General features: G+C 39.8%; 12 protein-coding genes and 3 pseudogenes. 4 read left to right on the top strand and 11 right to left on the bottom strand.

Going from position 1 to position 18809, the window contains the following annotated elements:
- Positions 1-17 precede the first annotated feature (17 nt).
- From ACH8E3_RS06520 to ACH8E3_RS06480, 9 genes and pseudogenes are all read right to left on the bottom strand, one after another.
- Positions 18-887, bottom strand: a complete 870-nt coding sequence (locus ACH8E3_RS06520; protein WP_458631809.1) for a carbohydrate ABC transporter permease — start codon at positions 885-887, stop codon at positions 18-20.
- A 77-nt stretch (positions 888-964) separates the two neighbouring features.
- Positions 965-2233, bottom strand: a complete 1269-nt coding sequence (locus ACH8E3_RS06515) for an ABC transporter substrate-binding protein (RefSeq protein WP_458631808.1) — start codon at positions 2231-2233, stop codon at positions 965-967.
- Between the two features lie 130 nt (positions 2234-2363).
- Positions 2364-3575, bottom strand: a complete 1212-nt coding sequence (locus ACH8E3_RS06510; protein ID WP_458631807.1) for an ROK family protein — start codon at positions 3573-3575, stop codon at positions 2364-2366.
- A 173-nt stretch (positions 3576-3748) separates the two neighbouring features.
- The gene (locus tag ACH8E3_RS06505) at positions 3749-4999 is read right to left on the bottom strand and encodes an amidohydrolase (protein ID WP_458631806.1); all 1251 of its coding nucleotides are present in this window, start codon (positions 4997-4999) and stop codon (positions 3749-3751) included.
- Positions 5000-5123: 124 nt separating this feature from the next.
- Complete coding sequence (locus tag ACH8E3_RS06500; RefSeq protein ID WP_458631805.1) at positions 5124-5837, bottom strand: ankyrin repeat domain-containing protein; 714 nt, start codon at positions 5835-5837, stop codon at positions 5124-5126.
- A gap of 25 nt (positions 5838-5862) precedes the next feature.
- Entirely contained in the window at positions 5863-7377 is a 1515-nt protein-coding gene (locus ACH8E3_RS06495) for an S-layer homology domain-containing protein (protein ID WP_458631804.1), read from the bottom strand.
- A gap of 147 nt (positions 7378-7524) precedes the next feature.
- Positions 7525-8217, bottom strand: coding sequence for a response regulator transcription factor (locus ACH8E3_RS06490; protein ID WP_458631803.1), 693 nt, complete (start codon positions 8215-8217; stop codon positions 7525-7527).
- 5 nt (positions 8218-8222) lie between these two features.
- The gene (locus ACH8E3_RS06485; protein WP_458631802.1) at positions 8223-9695 is read right to left on the bottom strand and encodes a sensor histidine kinase; all 1473 of its coding nucleotides are present in this window, start codon (positions 9693-9695) and stop codon (positions 8223-8225) included.
- Positions 9696-9935: 240 nt separating this feature from the next.
- A pseudogene (locus ACH8E3_RS06480) lies at positions 9936-10884 on the bottom strand (transposase).
- Positions 10885-11319: 435 nt separating this feature from the next.
- On the opposite strand from ACH8E3_RS06480, the gene ACH8E3_RS06475 reads away from it, so the two are divergent.
- The 3 genes from ACH8E3_RS06475 (at position 11320) to ACH8E3_RS06465 (ending at position 13651) form a co-directional block, all read left to right on the top strand.
- Complete coding sequence (locus ACH8E3_RS06475; protein ID WP_458631801.1) at positions 11320-11817, top strand: RNA polymerase sigma factor; 498 nt, start codon at positions 11320-11322, stop codon at positions 11815-11817.
- Positions 11814-12686: an anti-sigma-V factor rsiV gene (locus tag ACH8E3_RS06470; protein WP_458631800.1), complete on the top strand. Its 873-nt coding sequence runs from the start codon at positions 11814-11816 to the stop codon at positions 12684-12686. Before ACH8E3_RS06475 ends, ACH8E3_RS06470 begins: the two co-directional genes overlap by 4 nt.
- A gap of 104 nt (positions 12687-12790) precedes the next feature.
- Positions 12791-13651 carry a polysaccharide deacetylase family protein gene (locus tag ACH8E3_RS06465; RefSeq protein WP_458631799.1) on the top strand — a complete coding sequence of 287 codons (861 nt, stop codon included), beginning with the start codon at positions 12791-12793 and terminating at the stop codon, positions 13649-13651.
- 79 nt (positions 13652-13730) lie between these two features.
- Here ACH8E3_RS06465 and ACH8E3_RS06460 read toward each other — a convergent pair.
- Together ACH8E3_RS06460 and ACH8E3_RS06455 are read right to left on the bottom strand one after the other, a co-directional pair.
- Positions 13731-14203: pseudogene (locus tag ACH8E3_RS06460) on the bottom strand (Rossmann-fold NAD(P)-binding domain-containing protein); the annotation flags it as partial.
- Between the two features lie 42 nt (positions 14204-14245).
- Positions 14246-14890 (bottom strand): annotated as a pseudogene (locus tag ACH8E3_RS06455) (AraC family transcriptional regulator ligand-binding domain-containing protein); the annotation flags it as partial.
- Positions 14891-15486: 596 nt separating this feature from the next.
- Between ACH8E3_RS06455 and ACH8E3_RS06450 the strand changes: the two are divergent.
- Complete coding sequence (locus ACH8E3_RS06450; RefSeq protein ID WP_458631798.1) at positions 15487-18531, top strand: efflux RND transporter permease subunit; 3045 nt, start codon at positions 15487-15489, stop codon at positions 18529-18531.
- Positions 18532-18809 lie beyond the last annotated feature (278 nt).

Below are 18809 nucleotides of genomic sequence, written 5' to 3'. Positions count from 1 at the left end.
AAATAATTGATTGCTTCTTAGTCGTTAATTACATCTTTTTTGGTCAATTTATTAAGTACAGTGGTAATCACCACACCCACAATCATCATTGCAATAACAATGGTGCTCGCGTACCCGACATTTTGGCCATTAAAGGCCTTATTGTACATATAGGTACTCAACAACTCACTTGAATTCAACGGACCACCCTTGGTTACAATGTACACAACGTCGAATACGCGTAATGCGCCTGCTGTTGCCAACGTTAAGGTCACTGCAATGACATCTCGCAGCAATGGAATCGTAATATATATCGATTTTTTGAACCCGGTTATACCATCAAGCTCTGCGGATTCATAGATTTCACCTGAAATTTTTGAAATTCCTGTTAAAAAGATCACAAAGTAAAATCCAACGTATTGCCATAGAATTGGAATGAGTACCAAGTAAATCGAACTCTTCTCTGTCAACCATACTTTCTCTGGCAAATGAAGCATCCTCATCAATGCATTCAACAAACCGTAATCATAGTTATATATTAAGGAGAACATCAGACCAATTGCAGTTCCAGAGATGATGATGGGGAAAAAGAATACGGTACGAAAAAACTTAAACCCTTTTTTTATGCTATCAACCAACAATGCAAGTACAAGACCTATCCCAACTTGGAATACGAGTGCTCCCAAAATGAGCACCAATGTATTCTTAAATGATATCCATACAATAGGGTCATCAATCAATTGCTTATAATTAGCTAACCCTGTAAAGGTCTTATGTTGCGAAAAGTTGTACCAATCCGTGAAGCTGTAGTAAACCGTCTGCAGCATCGGGTATAAGAGAAAGACACATAGAAATAGAATCGTAGGTGCTAGGAAAAGAAAAATATACCTTTTGTCTTTAAAAATCACTGCCGCTTCTCCTCCTTATAAGGAAGTCCTGCAGGAAACGGGTTGTTGACCCGTCTCCACAAGCCTTATTTCTCCCCTTATTTATTCTTATCGTTTATAACTTTCGCTTCTTCCAGTATTTGTTCTGCCGTCTTCTTACCTGCAGTTACGTAAGAGATGCCTTTCAAGAATGCCTCATACGATTCACGAGAAACGTAGGAATCAATCGGCATGACAAAGTCTTTCGCCTGACTCACCATGGTGTTACCTGCTTGAAGTAAATGGGGCATGTTTGTGCCCGCCTCCGTATTCACCGCATAGCTACCGCCAATAACAGCGAATGTTCCAGCTACTTTAGGAGAAGTCATATATTTCACAAATTCCAAAGCCATATCATGCTTAGCTTGATTATCGTCATTCTTCTTCATGTACCAACCGGAACCGAACCCAGATATGATTACATTCTCTGCTACACCGCCTGGCACAAGCGGGAATGGTGTAATTTCGATACCATCGACCTTAGATAACCCAGCAGCTGCCCATGATCCGTTAAACATCATAGCTGCTTTCCCGTTAGCGAACAACGTTTGAGCTTTATCATCATCTAACGTTAGCGCATCTTTTGGGAACGCTTTCAGATCTGATAAATCTTTAATTAAATTGATGGCTGGTGCCCATGATGGATCATAGGCCTTCGCCTGCCCTTCTGGACCTACAAGAGAAAGGATCATCGCTTCTTGAATGTAAGGCGTTGTTAGAGATGTGGTGATAGGAACAATATCATTCATTGCGAATGTGGTAACCGCTTTCAATAATGCGTCATATGTGGTAGGTGGTGCCAAGTTATATTGATCGAATAATTTCTTGTTATAAAACAGTCCTTCATAGAAACCGATATAAGGAAGCGAGTATTGTTTGCCTTCATACTTCACTTTCTCTAAGATAGCGCTATTGAAATTTGATGCCCAAGTAGCATCTTTCTGTAGTTCATCTTCCCAAGATACAATTTGATTACTTTCTGCTAATACCTTCGTCTCACTTCCGTTAAAATAAAACATCACATCAGCAAGGTTACTTGTTGCAGCATCTGCTTTTATTTTTGTACGCAGTGCTTCTTGATTAACCGGTGTGGATTCATCCACAATTTTAACGCCGGGGTGTAATAATTCGAATTGTTTCACCGCTTCTGCCCAGGGCGTAACCCATGGATCTGATCCAGCAAATGATGTAGCAACGCGTAGCGAAACATCCTTTCCTTTGCCCGAATTGGAGTCCTTAGCCGAATTGCCGCAAGCAGCAACGACAAGAGACAACATACTCGACACGAGCAGAACTGCGATTAACTTATTAGCTTTCTTAATACTCATCGCTAAACACTCCCTTTATTTGAATAATATATATTAAATCTTGGACTCTAGATTTAAAGAGCCCAAGGAATAATTACAATTGATTAATTAACTTGATTAACTAATTAAATGTCTGGAATCACCCAGATTATTAATCAACCAATTCATTAAAAATATGCTCTAATGCAATAGCGATTCCACCCATAATCACAGCTTTACTGCCTAAGGATGTGTTTACAATCATTGAATTCATAGAGATTAGTCTCATCACCTCGTTTTTCAAGGTCTCAGTGTAAGCTTCTCCGATCGTAACGAACCCTCCGCCAAGTATAACCTGCTCTAGATCAAGCAAATTCATCATGTTAGCTACCGCAACTGCCATAATGCGGGCACTTCTACGAATATGGTCTAGACATAACACATCGCCTGCTTGCGCTGCCTTGATGACCATATTGAAATCCACTTGATTCACATCGCCGTTGGACATCGTCAAGAGATCACTCGACATTGACATATTACTAGATAAATCTGACTTTATGGCACTTAGCAGAGCACCAATAGAGACCAAATCTTGTAACTGTACTTTATCGGTGTTACTCCTGTATAAGGAATCCAAGTTCATAACAAAGCGATCAATATCCCCTGCGTTATTCGAGCTTCCTGCATATAATCTACCACCAAGCACAATACCTACACCAAGTCCGACATCTACACTAACGAAAATGACATTCTGACGTCCAACAGCCACACCATAATTCAATTCGCCAACGACAGCCGCATTGATATCATTATGAACATACACAGGAACGGTGAATTTTTTTTGAATCCATCCCTTTATATCCAGTGTTTGAAGCGATTTCAAGTACGAACCACATTGAACAATGCCACTGACACTATCTACATTTCCCGGAATCGATACAGAAATAGCCAATAACTTATCTACGTCAATCCCGCTCACTTTAAGCAGTTTATCGATATTTATAAGCAGTAACTCTGGTAACTTCTCTAATTGATTTTTTTCAATATCAAATTTCACCACTTGAACTATTTCGGGTATAATTTTAGATAATACCACGCTAATACAAGGATTACTCAAATCGATTGTTATCAAATAACCATAGTGTGGATTCAATCTCAGGACACTTGCCTTCCGTCCCACCCCTGAACCTTCCCCACTAGATTCAATCAGAATTTCTTTCTCAAGTAACTGATCTACATTAGAGCATACACTCGGAACACTTAACTTCAAAAGTTTAGAAAGGTCTCTTCTGGTGGTTGACTCTTGATTACGGATTGCTTGGATAATTAAATTTTGGTTCGTCACTCGAACTAAAGTCTGATCACCAGATAACTTCTTTGACACAAAAAACTCCTCTTTTCTACTCGGAAATTAGGATAAGTCATATTATTTACCTAACCTAATTAATTAGAATTATACATAGCTGAGGAGCAACTGTCAATTATTACTTTCTATTTTTTTGTATGGATTTAGAATATACTCATCAACAATTAGGCTATTTACTTCTATTCACTCTCTCAACATTCAAGCATTGTAGTGATTTCTTTAAACGAACCGCTCACGAGTCGACCTTCATAACATACGACTTGACACTTCGGTCTTCGCGCCACTGCTTCCGCTGAGCAACTTGCAGGCACCAATACAAAGTTCGCATTGTCTCCTATCTTGGGCCACAACTGCTCACCTTTATGATTGAGAGGCGTTATTCCGCCAGTAATAAACCCAAGGGACTGAGACAACGATTGTTCATCATTATACCCATACAATTCTGCAAAACGCCCTGCCTTCTCCAATTGATCTCCATTGCCAAACGGAGACCAGTGATCTGTCAGACTGTCTGTTGCAAGTTTCACCTTCACACCTTTGTTATGAAGCATAGGAAGCGGCATCATTGTTCTGCCAATCGGGACGGTTGACGCAATAGACATCTCAAGCGATGCCATACGTTCAGCTAATTCTTCTGCTTCTTGTGGAGGAGCAGATGCAAACCAGAAAGCATGACTGATAGTCACTTTCCCCAGCAGCCCCGCTTCTTCAGTCAAGTTAGCTAGTCGAGTCAATGTTTGCTTTCCTACGTCTCCTCTATCATGTAAGTGAATATCAATGCCTGCCTTATTCATTACTGCGAGTTCTACCATCGTCTGTAGTGACTTCTCAATATCTCCATCCACTGTATAAGGATCAACACCTCCTACGTGGGTTGCACCCTCTTCCAGAGATTGTTTCACTAGTTGGACCGAATCCGAACGAAGCAGTCCATGCTGTGGAAATGCAACAATTTCATATGAAATTTTACCAGAGAACGTGTTCAGAGCTTGTTTCGTTGCTTCTAATCGATGTAACCCACTAACCGGCTCGATATTACAATGGCTACGAATATGTGTAGACCCGAAGGATTGTATAAGCGTTAAGATACTTTCGGCTTGTTGTCTCGCCATCGGTAAAAGTCTAGGTAATAATATCTTCTCTTCCTCAATCCGTTCGAAGATGCTGGATATAGGCTTTACAGCTTTCCAGGGGCCATCGAAATACGTTTTATCCAAATGAATATGTGCCTCTTCAAAAGAAGGAAGCATCAATAACTCTTTACAGTCGTATTTTGGAAGATGACTATGTAGTTCTTTGCGCGCAACACTCATTTCTGCGATCTTTCCATCTTCAATTCGAATATGACAAATCTCCGTTTGAGTACTAGCAACTTGCCCGTCTTCCACGATATAACCTTTCTCTAATCTCACATTCGTTAACCAATATGAAGTGTTCAACATATCATCCCTACCTTTTCTCTGAATAATCGAACATGCAAAAATTGAACTAAAGTTTGCGCTCACAAGTTCAATTATCTCTAAAAGAGAATCGTGAATATATGCGCTCATCTTTAGTTCAATCTATCTATTTACCACCCTTAATGGTTAACATTTCTATCATTTCTCGATAACCATTACTTTCCGCATGTTGTAAGGGGCTCTTCCCTTCCGAATCTGCAAGATTCACATCTGCACCATATTGAATTAACAGTTGAACAATCACCTGATGATCCTTACCTCCATCACCCAAGATGATAGCTTCTAGGAGTGCTGTCCATCCAAGGTTATTAATATGATTAACATTGACGTCTGAAGTTGTAAGAAGTTCTTCCACAATGTCCACATGACCACGGTCTGAAGCAGGAATCAGTGCAGTCCCCCCAAATCTATTCAGGATAGATGTATCCGCTCCTGCTGCAATCGCCACCTTTACGAAATCAAGCATCCCTTCTGCTCCAGCATAGAGAATAGGATTGTCCATACGGTTATCTCGAATATTTATGTTTGCACCTTTTTCAAGCAATAATCTGAATAGATCCAGTTGTTTCGTGTGTACGGCGATCATAGCGGATGTTCTACCTATGTAATCTGTAGCATCAATATCAGCACCGTCTAATAGTAGATTTGTCACACGATCCTTATCACCTTGCTTAACAGCAGCAAATAGTTCTTGATTCAACTTGTCCATTCCATCGTTCACCACCTCAGTTGTTACCTGCTCTTCGTTGTTTAACAGCGTAGCATAGTCTAGCTGACATCCTGAAATAAAGAGGACCCATGACAACATGAACAAGCGCATAGTGAACCAACACCTTTTCATATGATTATTGCGTAATTAGTGTCACTTGAGAAGCCGTCGCCCAAGCGCCCACTGGAGTTACAATATACGTTGTTCCAGCTATCATTATACCTTTATTGACAATATCGAACGTACCTACAGCACCTTTACGACTGGAGAATTTATACGTTGCAACCAACTTTTCTCCGTTGGAGGTTATCAATTCTACACTGCGTCCTGAGAATAACTCATCGCCCGGATCTTGAGCCAAGGTTAGATGAATTGATGTTTCGCTGACTGCCTCTGCAGCAGAAAGCTGCAACGACGCGATTTGTTTTGCTTCGAATGTTGGATTCACTATTGTCGCCCAATCGGATGTTACGGTATATTTCACGCCTGGTTTCAATACTTGTCCTGCAGGTAGTCGGAACTTTGGCTCCATCTTACCATCTGTCGATTGTGTGAAGGGTACATATTTAGCAACGATCGATTCTCCACCTTCTGGTGTTATCGTTACTTGTCTTCCCTGCATGGAGGAGATGATTTGATACGTTGTGCTATTTGCTGTGTTGTTCTCATCCAAGACAAAGGCATTCGCACCACGACCGCCACTATAAGCAGAAATGACATATCCATAGTCAATTACACCATTAACTTTTAGCACTTCGATCTCAAATGTATCATTCGCAACCTGATTTGTGGTCATCATATCCACCTTCGATGTATTCCCAACAAATGAACCTGATTTCTTACCTTTGTATGTTAAGGTATAATTTGTTCCAGCTTGTTGTACCGAAGTAGGCACGATATACGTTGCAATGGAACCTGACTTCAGCCGCGGCATATTTGTTAATGTTAGACCATCATTAAACACGAAATCTTCTTTCGCTTTAGCGAATACTTCATTCTCACCTGTCAACGGTGCATCCAATGTCACAATCACAGTCGTGTTGTTAATCGATTTCACACTTAATATTTGAGCTTGAACCGAAGGAATAGCTTTGCGTGCTGTATTCAATAAGCTTGCTACTTCTCCACGTGATGCGGATTCATTAGATGAATAGAATGGTTTAGCCCAGTAGTTTACGGATAACATATCCCGATTCAATGCTTTGGATACCACTTGTACAAGCTCTTCATCTGTTACCGTTTCTTTAGGATTGAATGCGCCATTCTTCGTTTCCATGATACCTAGACCAACAAGTTCCGATGCATATTTGTAATACCATGCGTTCGAATTGACATCGGTCATTTGAATATCTTTCTCTGAGGTACCCTGTAGTTTAAAAGTCAATACAATCATTTTCGCTAGTTCAGCACGATTGATCTGATTGTTCACACCCATCGAGTGATCGATATAACCATGTATTATACCAAGACCAGCAAGTGCTTCAAACGCTTTTTGAACCTCTATATCTGATAATTCAAATGATGATGAGGATACCCCTGCATTGCTTGGAACTGGTGCTGCTTGTACATTTAACACCGCGAAGGGTAAAGATGTTACGCTCAGTGTTGCTGCTACCATCATTGCCGCTACTTTTTTAGAAACTTTATTCATTGTATTTCCTCCTCAGATCATTAAGTTATGTGCTACTGATGTCTATAACTAAATGATATAGGTAAGAAATGAACGCCCACGAAACGAAATATTAACAATTTATTAACTAGGCATTACAATTATCAAAATTCCACTAGAATAACGCCATTACACAGTAAATCTATACCCTGCACCCCAAACCGTTTCAATAAACTGTGGATTCGAGGGGTCTGATTCTAACTTTTCCCTTATTCGGCGAATATGAACTGTAACCGTTGAAATGTCTCCGCTAGCATCCATCCCCCATATGCGTTCGAATAGATCATCTTTACTAAACACCCGATTGGGATTACTCGCTAAGAACACCAATAAATCGAACTCACGTGTCGTAAACACGACTTCTTTATCACGTACAAACACCCTTCGAGAATCCTTATCTATATGGAGTCCACGGATTTGGATCTCATGCTTCACCACAGGTTCTAGCTTACTGAGCATGCGTTCATATCTTGACAGATGCGCCTTTGCTCTAGCCACTAATTCACTTGGACTAAATGGTTTCGTAATATAATCATCCGCTCCAAGATTAAATGCTCGAAGTTTATCGATCTCTTCTTTCTTCGCAGAGACGATAAAGATCGGTACTTCCTTCGCCTCCCGAATGCGACGGCACAATTCAAAACCATCAATGACCGGTAGCAACAAATCTATGATAATAAGATTGTAGTCTCCTTGAAGAGCTCGTTGTAACCCTTCAGAACCTGTATGACATACATCAACTTCAAATCCGTTCAGTTCAAAATAATCTCTTTCCAATTGAGCGATCGTCGTCTCATCTTCAATAATTAGAATCCGTGTCATGTGCGTTACTTCCCTCCTTCATTCTCCGTTCGCTTTAAACTAAAGAATAGGCTTGAACCCACACCTTGCTCGCTTTCCATCCATATCGTTCCACCATGCCGTTCAATAATCTGACGTGCAATCGCAAGTCCTAGTCCGCTACCGCCCGTCGATAGATTTCGAGAAGGTTCCGCTCGATAAAATCGTTCAAAGATATGTGGAAGAGCGTTAGCATCAATACCCATACCATTATCCTTCACTTCTACAGTCACCCAGTTGAGATCGGATTGTAGCGAAAACCGTATGATTGGATGAGGCTTGTCCATATACTTAAGCGCATTTTCAATGACGTTCAGCACCATTCGTTTTAACTTATCCAAATCTACTAGAACCTCAATAGGTCCTGAAATATGCTGATCCCATAGAAATGTTACCCCTTTGTTCTCCAAATTGTATTGCATTTCTTCGCTACAATCATCGAGGAATCGTACAATATCAACTGGCTCGAACGTAAATGGCACTTGATTCAAATCTAACTTGGAGTAGAGAAATAATTCATCAACCAATTTGTCCATCCCAACAGCTTTGTTATAAATAATGTCGACGTACATGTCCATCTTCTCTGGCGTATTCGCGACACCATCCCGAATGCCTTCAATATATCCTTTTATATTCGTAATCGGCGTACGTAGATCATGTGAAATATTAGAGATTAACTCTTTACGATTCTCCTCATATTGCAGACGAAGGTTAACGGATTCTTGCAATCTCAGCCTCATTGTCTCGAACGCTTTATTCAACTGCCCGATCTCATCCGTGGATTGTAAATTAAGCTCAAAATGAAGGTTACCCTCTTGAATCCTTTCTGCGGAGTCCCTTAACAAGTTCAGTGGCTTAATAACACTTCGTGTAATCCACTGATACAATAGCACATTCGCAATCACAAGAACGCCAATAAATATGAACGAAAGAATCGGTAACAGCCTTCTTATGATTTCCGCAAATGGACTGTGTTCTTTAATAACGAATACACTACCTTTTGCACCATCCGAATATTTAAAGTCAAATTTGGCATACCCATAAAACCTTTCATTTATATTAAACGTGTTGCGAATCTGATAATTATTCAGATCATAAGAAGGTAACGATTCCTTTAATTCAGGTTGATTGAGTGTAGGCGATTCAAAAATCGGATAACTAGCCCGTCTTACAAACAGCCCCGCTTTTTCTGTTTTTAACTTAAAATCATATTCCAGTAACAATTCCTTGTTCTGCAATTCATCTGGGTCTTTCTTAGCTAAATACTTCAACTCTAAAAAGATAGATTCCTCTTGCTCCGATAGCGGATTTAATTGATAGTGTACTTTATAAAAGTCTCGAAGACTATGAATATCACCTGTCGAAGCAATTGTAAACAAAGCTGCAGTCATGACTAACATAAGTAAACTAACAACAAGCATTCCCGTATAAGATAGCAGTAGTTTTATACGAATGGACACGACTTCTCTCCTTTCACTAGCATTCTATAAGATCTCTGCGAAATCCAATGATTCATTTGAGTGAATACTATCATACGAAGGGAGAGTTTGCTAACGGTGAATAAAAAAGGCTGTGTTTGTTCGAGGCCACTGAAAAAGGTAAGCTTTTGACTTTGTGAAATGCCCAAAATAGATAAAGGCGAATTTCCATTCAATTTTGAATGTGAATTCGCCTTTATTGTATGGTTTTCTTTTTCCCTTCTACTTCAATAGAGTCAATATTCTCTTGAGGTTCACAGTGAATATAGCCATAGCTCCTTGCATCTGCATGCCAACAAGACCTGAGGTAGAGGCCACACCATACGCGTGTCTATGCTTTAATTCGCTATTCTTCGCTTCTATCTTATAGCGCTCTTTCGCTTTCTCATTGAAATGTTCACTTTCTTGAAAAGCTTTCTGTTCGTTATGTTCCGTTGATTTAATACTCACCGAATACGTTTTTGATTTTGCTCCTTCTTTATAACAATCTTCTTTGAGGGGGCATCGCTTACACTTGTCAATATCAAAATAATAGGTATCTGCTTGCTTCTTCCCTCTATTTTTCTTACCTTGACGTGCCTTGCGAATCGCCATATATCCAGCTTTACAAACATACATACCCGTTTCGCGGCTTTTTTCAATCCATGTTTGAAGTTGCTTTCCATCACTTTTTTCACCCGTTGTAATCACAGCAGCTGTAATAATACGCTCTTCATTCATTGCGATATGTGTTTTATAACCAAAGAAAGATAAGTCCGCCGTTTTGTGACCTACACGTGCATCTGGCTCATTGGACAGTTGAAGATGCTCATGATGATCAACTACGATTTCCTTCAAATAGTTCAGTTCATCTTCTAATGCAATATCCACTGTTTTTTGAATTAGCTATCGAGCAGGTTCACATCTTTCAAGCGAAGTTTACGAAACTTCGTTAGTGAACTGGATTGATGACCCCATCTTCAGGCGCCATATCTAAGAAGTATTTGAACATACGAATGGGGGGGACTGCATTACGACCATTATCGAGACAATATTTATTTTGTAATTCATCTTGAACAAAGGAGAAATCAACGAGCTCATTGATTTGACGTAGCATATTATCTTTAGGAACAACGATATCGTAAATGGCTGTGTATGGAATTAGATTAAGAGTTTGTTGGTTTGGAATCATGACGAACACCTACCTAGATTTGATACCTTTATTATACGAAAAATAGGCATCCTTCGCACAAATAGATTGTGTGAAGGATGCCTGAAAACCAGAATAATGTATTAAGTTCGAAGTAGCGAAGAGATCGGAATTGTCCTGAAGAAGCGGTAGCATTCGTCTTTGCCATCGGATTTCAACCGCTTTTGAGGTTATATAATCAAAAAATCTGAGGGCATCAACGATCGTAAGGAAAATCCGTTATCGTAGCGACCACACTAACAACTGTTTCTGGACTTTTTCATTGGCCTCAGAAATTCTCGACAGCCTTTTTTCAAATGTAATATTCAGAGAAGTACACTTTGATAATCAATTCAAACTTTTTAAGCACCTTGTCCGTCGAATAACTATAACGTGTTCGCGACATGTTAAACATTAGAAAGGGTGATTACTTTTGTCATGACAAAAACAGAAAAATTTGAACTTATAGAGACATTTATAATTGAAAATCGAGAATCCCATTATCGCCTTGCATATAGCTATGTTAGAAATAAGGACCTGGCGCTCGATATTGTACAAGATTCTATATTCAATGCACTTAAGTCAATTGACCGTCTCAAAGAAATCCAATATTTAAAAACATGGTTCTATCGAATAGTTATCAACACATCTATTGACTTTATTAGAAAAAATCACCGTATAACGTTCATGGATGATGATATTCTGAGTGTACATTTACCGCAATTAGAGGATGAAATGACCGATATGGATTTGCAAGATGCCATTGATCAGCTTCCTCCAACATATAAGACACTTATCATTCTTCGCTTTTTCGAGGATTTAAAAATCGACGAAATCGCAACCATAACTGGACAAAATGTCAGTACCGTTAAAACTAGGCTTTATAGCGCATTAAAAAAATTACGAATTAAAGTTGAAGGAGATGTTAGATTATGAAAAAAATAGATAAGTTAAAAGAAAATTATAACGAGATAGAAATCCCATCAGAGTTGGAATTCTTCGTAAAGGACACCATTTCTCAGGCAAAAGCAGCGCAGAAGAAACGTCCAATTCTAAAAATATGGTCCATTGGAGCCGCTGCAGCAGTTATTTTATTTATTGGCAGTATCAACATGAGTCCAGCTATGGCACAATCAATGGCGAATATTCCTGGTTTAGGAGCCATCGTGGAAGTCTTCACTGTTCAAAAATTGGCTATAGATGATAAGACATATCAAGCCGATCTTGATACACCAGCGATTGAGGGCTTAGACAATAAAGACCTACAGGCTTCTTTAAATAGTAAATATATCGAGGAAAACAGAGCACTCTTCGAACAATTTGAAGAAGAAGTTGCTGAAATGAAGAAATCAGGAGACGGTCATCTTGGAATTGACACGGGCTACGAAGTGATGACAGATACCACCCAACTGCTATCGATTGCTCGGTATGAGGTAAATACTGTCGGCTCCTCCTCAACAACGATGAAGTACGACACCATCGATAAACAGCAGAATATATTAATCACACTTCCTAGTCTATTTAAAGATGACAAATATATTGATACCATTAGTTCATATATAACAGGTGAAATGAAGCGACAGATGTCGATAGATGAAATGGTCTCTTATTTCTCATTCGATGGATCCGAATTGGATTTCGTAGTCATCAAACCTGATCAAAACTTCTATATTACTGCTAATCATAAACTCGTTATTTCATTCGACAAATATGAAGTCGCACCTGGTTATATGGGTATTGTGACGTTCGAGATCCCGTCGGATATATTGGGAAATCTGTTGGTCAGTGACACGTACATTAAATAATCCCTTTGCATTTCAAAGTAGCAAACACGTTTAGGTGTTTGCTACTTTTACAAAATTTATGGAAAACGAAAGTGTCTAAAAGATCATCGGAGGATATAATCACAATGAAGGAAATACAAAGTATACAACGTAAACGCAGAAATAAAATAAGATTGCGACTCATGGTAATTGTATTAATTATGCTAACTTCTGCTTTTCTTATTGGGTTTATTATAGGAGAGTCGTATGCTGACAGCGGGAAAAATATCGAGCAAAATATCACTTACGGAGTTGAGGCTCCAACCATCACCATCCCAGATAATATAGAAACGGAAACAGAAACGGATTCAGAACCAACTACAGTAGAGACTTCAGTGAAAGAGGTATACCTCACATTTGATGACGGTCCTAGTAAACTAACTAACCAATTTCTAGATATCTTACACGAGCAAGATGTGAAAGCAACCTTTTTCATGCAAGGAGCTAATCTGAAAAAGGAGCACCTCCAAAAAAGCGTGAAACGTGCAATAGCAGAAGGGCATTATATCGGCGGCCATAGCATGACGCATAATTTTAAAACATTATATAAGGATAACCAGTTAGTACCTGAAATGAAAGCAACGTTAGCACTAATTGAAGAGATTACAGGTACAAAGCCAAATCTAGTTCGCCCTCCTTTTGGTTCCGCACCTGGAATGAATAGCGAAAAGATTCGCAACCAACTTGTAGACGTAGGCATTCATGTTTGGGATTGGACAATTGACTCCAATGACTGGGCTTTAAAAGATAACCCAAGCCAAATTGTAGAAAATATTAAAAAGGGCACAAAGAAGGATAGAGAAGTTGTACTGATGCACGAAAAGCCACAAACTTTAGCTGCACTTCCAGAGATCATTTCATTTTACAAAAAACAAGGATATACGTTTGTCGTATATGATGAAACGAATCATTTCGCCCTCAACTTTCAAAATGATATGCGTTTGTAGTCATCTTAAAATTATTTTCAAATGTCTATAATTGAGACCTTCAGTTCATAAATTGGCCTTGTAATCGGAACGAAATACATTAAAAAATAGTCGGTATCATTCCCCCATCCATTCGGATTGGAGAACCTTTAAATGTAAATGCATAAGGACTACATACAAATGTAACAAGTCTACCTATTACAATCGGCTTAATAAATCGCTGTATTTCAGATTGAGGTAAATTTTTAGTCATAAAGTCTTTCTCTTTTTCTGAAAAAGTCATATCTTCATTCGTGTAGATACCCTCAATTATTTGCTGTAACTTCTATTCCTACTATTAATTCAGATAATCCATTTGCAGCAAGAACATTAGTATGAAAGTAATTTATCCATATTGTTGACTAAAATATCGATATTGGGGTATTTTTTGAATAAATCTTCTCTTTGTTGAATATTCATAATATCGGCTGTAGCATATTGAGGAGAGGTCGCCGGGTGATTTGACTTAAATTCATTTATAGTTCGTTCTACCTCTTCATAATTCCCCCCATTAATTAGCACATGAACGCCTTCCCAAAGATGGAAGGCGCGATAGAACGAGTTCTGAACCTCTTATCCAATGAGGAAGGCCACTTCTTTAATATTGAGCGAGGCATTTTTCAAGTACTCTCGTGCCTGCTCATATCGGGTTTGTGTTAACAGATCCTTGAAACTCATCCCCATCTCGGTGATTGAGCGGCTACCTTGTTGCTCGCCCAACGATCGGTCCAGTACGGGATTTAGAATTTCCAGTAACTCTGCATTGTACGAGACAAAAACACAGTCCAGATCTTTTCGATGTAGCGTTAACCGATCGCAATTCGAACCCATCTGGACGAAGCAGCTGAAGCAATCTTCAAGTGCCTATATATCACCCAATGGGTGTGAGAATTCAACCGACTTGGCTGTCAAAGGTTGACCTGTCCCCCGGGGCCCTAACTCTAGAAGAAATGTAAGCGTGATACCCACCAGCATCGGCAGACCGGGTTGCTCGGTATACGACCATCCCAGTTCAATTGTACAGTACTCGCCTTCCTCGGTAATTCTTAAATTTTCGAGAGTACACAGTTGTTTGAATGGGCCATTCGGTATAGAGCATCGTGGTAATCACGCACGTGGTAAGCCGCTAAGACGGACGGTGAGTAATGTGCTGTTTCAAAGACGGTCGCAAGCTTGAGGATACCTTGGGAAATGTCCAGCTATAAGATCAGAATAAGCCTGCCCAGAATCCTATCGGCATTATAATACGAGTCTGGGATGTCATACATACGCCCTCCTTTAGCTATCTACATATTCACTAGTTTTGGTTGTGACTGCGTCTTGCCTTCTTGGCAGGACATTTATAATATCAACTTCCGATTGTCATTTTGTAACTAGCAAAAAACGACATGTTGCTTGCCAATCACGCCAAATAAGGCCATAAGTAATAGGTGCCATTAACATAAGGTGTCCAAGGTGCTGCTTATAATGCGTCATTAGTTGAAGTACGCTTATTCACAATCTCCCTTCACTTTAATATAATCTACTGATTATTTATTGTGATGTGAAAAGGAGCGAAACGTCTTCATCACAAATCTTGTATCCTTTGATGAAAATATATGTATATTTACATTTGGTATTCTAGTTAACTTGAGAAAATGTACTCGTATAAATCTAAGTGAAATACAATTTTTCTATACAGATGAGTGTAGCCGATCTAAAGTTTTACAGCGTATATTTAGAATTTACTAATTGTGATTGATGTTTGGATATGACATGATAAAAGATGGTAATCAAGTTGCGGTGACACTAGTTAAATATAGAGGAGAGGAATGTCAATGACTTATTTATTACAACGGAGTAAATTATTTATTTTTCTAATTTTCATCCTTATGCTGGTTGGAACTTATACGTTTTTAACGCTACCAAAGCGGGAAATTCCTGAGACCCCTGTCAATCTTGTGATGGTATCAGCTATTCTTCCGGGAGCAGAACCAATGGAAGTAGAAAGAACAATAACGAATCCACTGGAACGGGCAGTTAAGAAAATAGACGGAATCGATACAATGAATTCTGTTTCTGCAAATTCTGTATCCATCATTACACTGTCATTAAAAGATGGAATCGACAGTGAGCAAACATTCAGTAAGTTGCAGCAAGAAGTGCAGGGATCTGCTAGTCAATTACCTGAGAAGGCACAGACTCCTGAAGTAAAAAAACTTGATTTAGCGTTCCCGCTCGTTTCTTACATGTTTACTGGAGACGATAAAGCACTTGCAGACTTGGAAACATCGCTTAGTACGCTATCAGATGATATCCAGTCTATAGAAGGAGTTACAGGAACAACAGTCAAAGGGTTTACGGAAAAGCAACTAATGATTACGCTCGACCCTGAAAAACTGGCTGAGAATCGACTGCAACCCTATGATGTACTCAGTGCGTTGCAACAAGCCAATCAACCTCTCTCTCTTGGCACCCACGATGACGGCAAGGAACGCGTCGTCTTGACAGTGAAACAGGATGAAGGAATTGAAAAGCTAAAACAATTACAAATCGGAAATGCAGCTGTGCCGTTGGCTAAGTTAGCCGACATTGGAGAAGTGGCAAAAGATGCGAAAGACATTGTCACGTTTGACGGACAATCTGCAATATCTTATACGATCTTCCTACAGCCTGGGCAAGATATCCCTTCTATGGATAAAACCATTGCGAAGAAGATGGATCGTTATATTGACGAACTTCCCACAGAAATAACGGCCCACACATACGAATCGCAAGCAAATAATGTGAACTCAATATTCAATAGTTTATATATTTCACTACTCATTGCAGTCATCGCGGTACTCGTTGTGACAACTGCTGGACTCACATTGTTCGGTTCGTTTGTAGTAGCATTGACCGTTCTTGCATCCGTACTCATTGGCCTCATCCCAATTCCGTACATGGGGGTCGACTTGAACCAGATTTCAGTCATCGGGCTCATCATCGCAATCGGGATTCTCGTTGATGATAGTATCGTCGTGAATGACAATATTCAGCGACGTTATAAGTTGGGGGATTCACCACTGAATGGTGCTATAAATGGTGTTAAAGAAGTCTATACATCCATTATTTCTTCTAGTTTAGCGATCGTTGTAACCTTCTCACCATTACTTTTACTATCTGGTGGGAATGGTTCATTCATCAAAGCACTCCCAAGTATCTTGATCACGACAATTATTGCATCGACTGTATTATCTGTGACCCTCGTTCCGATGCTTCAGTTCATCAAGACCACACGGAGCAATAAAAAGGTATCAGATACACCAGGATTTTTAGGCAAGCCTTTAGAAAAAATTGCAGTATTCTACTCAGAGAAAGTATTGCGTAAAGTATTGAAACGTCCTTTATTCGTAGGAATAGGTGGTCTGGTCATAGCCACAGGACTACTATTCTTAGCATTTCTAACACCGTTTGAATTCTTCCCAGCTGCAGACAAGGAAGAAGTGACAATGAATGTCCGACTTGCAGCAGGGACGACGATTGACGAAACGAATAATGAAATCCAAAAGATGATAAACGAAATTTCAGAAGAAGATGAAAACGTAAAAGAAACCGCCCTTTTCGCAGGAAGCGGATTACCTAATTTGTTTGCCGCTTCGATGAATAACACCGGTGAAAACACCGGGCAAGCGGTGTTTCGTATCAAAAATGATAATACGAGCGCCTCTGAATTCATCGACAAATGGGAACCAGAGTTGCGAAAACGCTACAGTGATGCGGAAATCTTCTTTGGAACAATTGTCCAAGGGCCGCCTGTTGGAGCACCGGTTACCGTAACGATTACGGGTGACGACATCGAAGAGCTCGCTCGGTTACGCGATAACTTGAAAGCTCGCTTGCTTGAAAACGGTGCGGACATCGTCACAGATAACTTAGGAGCACCTATTCCAGCTATCCAGTACCTCCCGAATCGTCAAGCACTTGAGGATAATGGAATATCCTTGAACTTAGTAACGAATCAGCTACAATTGCTTACGCAAGGCGTCCCTTTGTTCAATTTGTATGAGGGTGATACTTCAAAACAAGTCGTGTTAAAGCAAAAAGGTGTGACTGCGGGGGAACCTGTAGATCTTTCAGAAAGTGTCGTTCCTTCCATGACAACTCAAGGTCCACCTAACTTCGTTCCACTGGATGAACTTCTCACTTCAGAGAAAACGTCATTAATCGCACAAGTACCTCATGAAAAAGGTGAGCGGGCTATCACGTTAAAAGCATATGGTGATGCCGATGGATTTAAAGCTAACATGTTAGATGCTGCGGAAGCAGAAAAGAAAGCCTTACCTAAAGGGTATACAATTTCCACTGGTGGGGAGGATTCTGATCAGCAGGCATTCTTTGCTGAAGTCGGTATTCTATTTTTAGTAGTCTTATTACTTGTTTATTTGGTCATTGCGTTCCAATTCAAATCGTTCAGTCTGCCGTTCCTTGTGTTGTTCGCGGTGTACCTTGGTATTTCGGGTGCGATTCTAGGCTTGTTCATCACTCAGACACCTCTCAGCTTTCTAGGTGTCATGGGGATTGTCTCGTTGACCGGTATTGTTGTGCGGAACGCGGTTGTGTTAATCGACTTCGTGGAAGCACGCCGACTTCTAGGCAATATGGATGTCATTGAAGCAATTGTCGAGTCAGGATACGCACGTATCAAGCCAATCATTTTGACATCACTAACGTCCATTGTAGCCTTGATTCCAGTTGCTGTATCGGGTGATCCATTGTTTGAAGCACTTGCAATTACAATCATTGCGGGGCTTACATTCTCGAGTTTGTTTACATTGGTGATGATTCCATCGTTGTATTTTGTGTACTACAAGCTGATTGGACATAAAACAGAACGTGTATAATCACATGAAAAATCCACAGCGAATTTAGGCTGTGGATTTTTCATGTGATCGTTTGTCACTGTGCAACGCGCTTCTCATAAAGTCATCACTAATCGGTAAGTGCTTTTTTCAAAGTTCTGATTCCGATGGTGTCTTCTATTAAACAGCAAAGAATAATTAACTCCCATTTTTCAGGAAACTTATGGGCTGGTATGTAGTTATGAAGTAACTTATTCATCAGGCGCTTATTGAATCTTATGTGCGCACAGATACCTCCGTAGTTGCGTTGATTCTATAAC

The sequence above is a fragment of the Paenibacillus sp. CMAA1364 genome (genome assembly GCF_054373195.1).
This window is presented reverse-complemented; position numbering and strand designations above follow the sequence as displayed.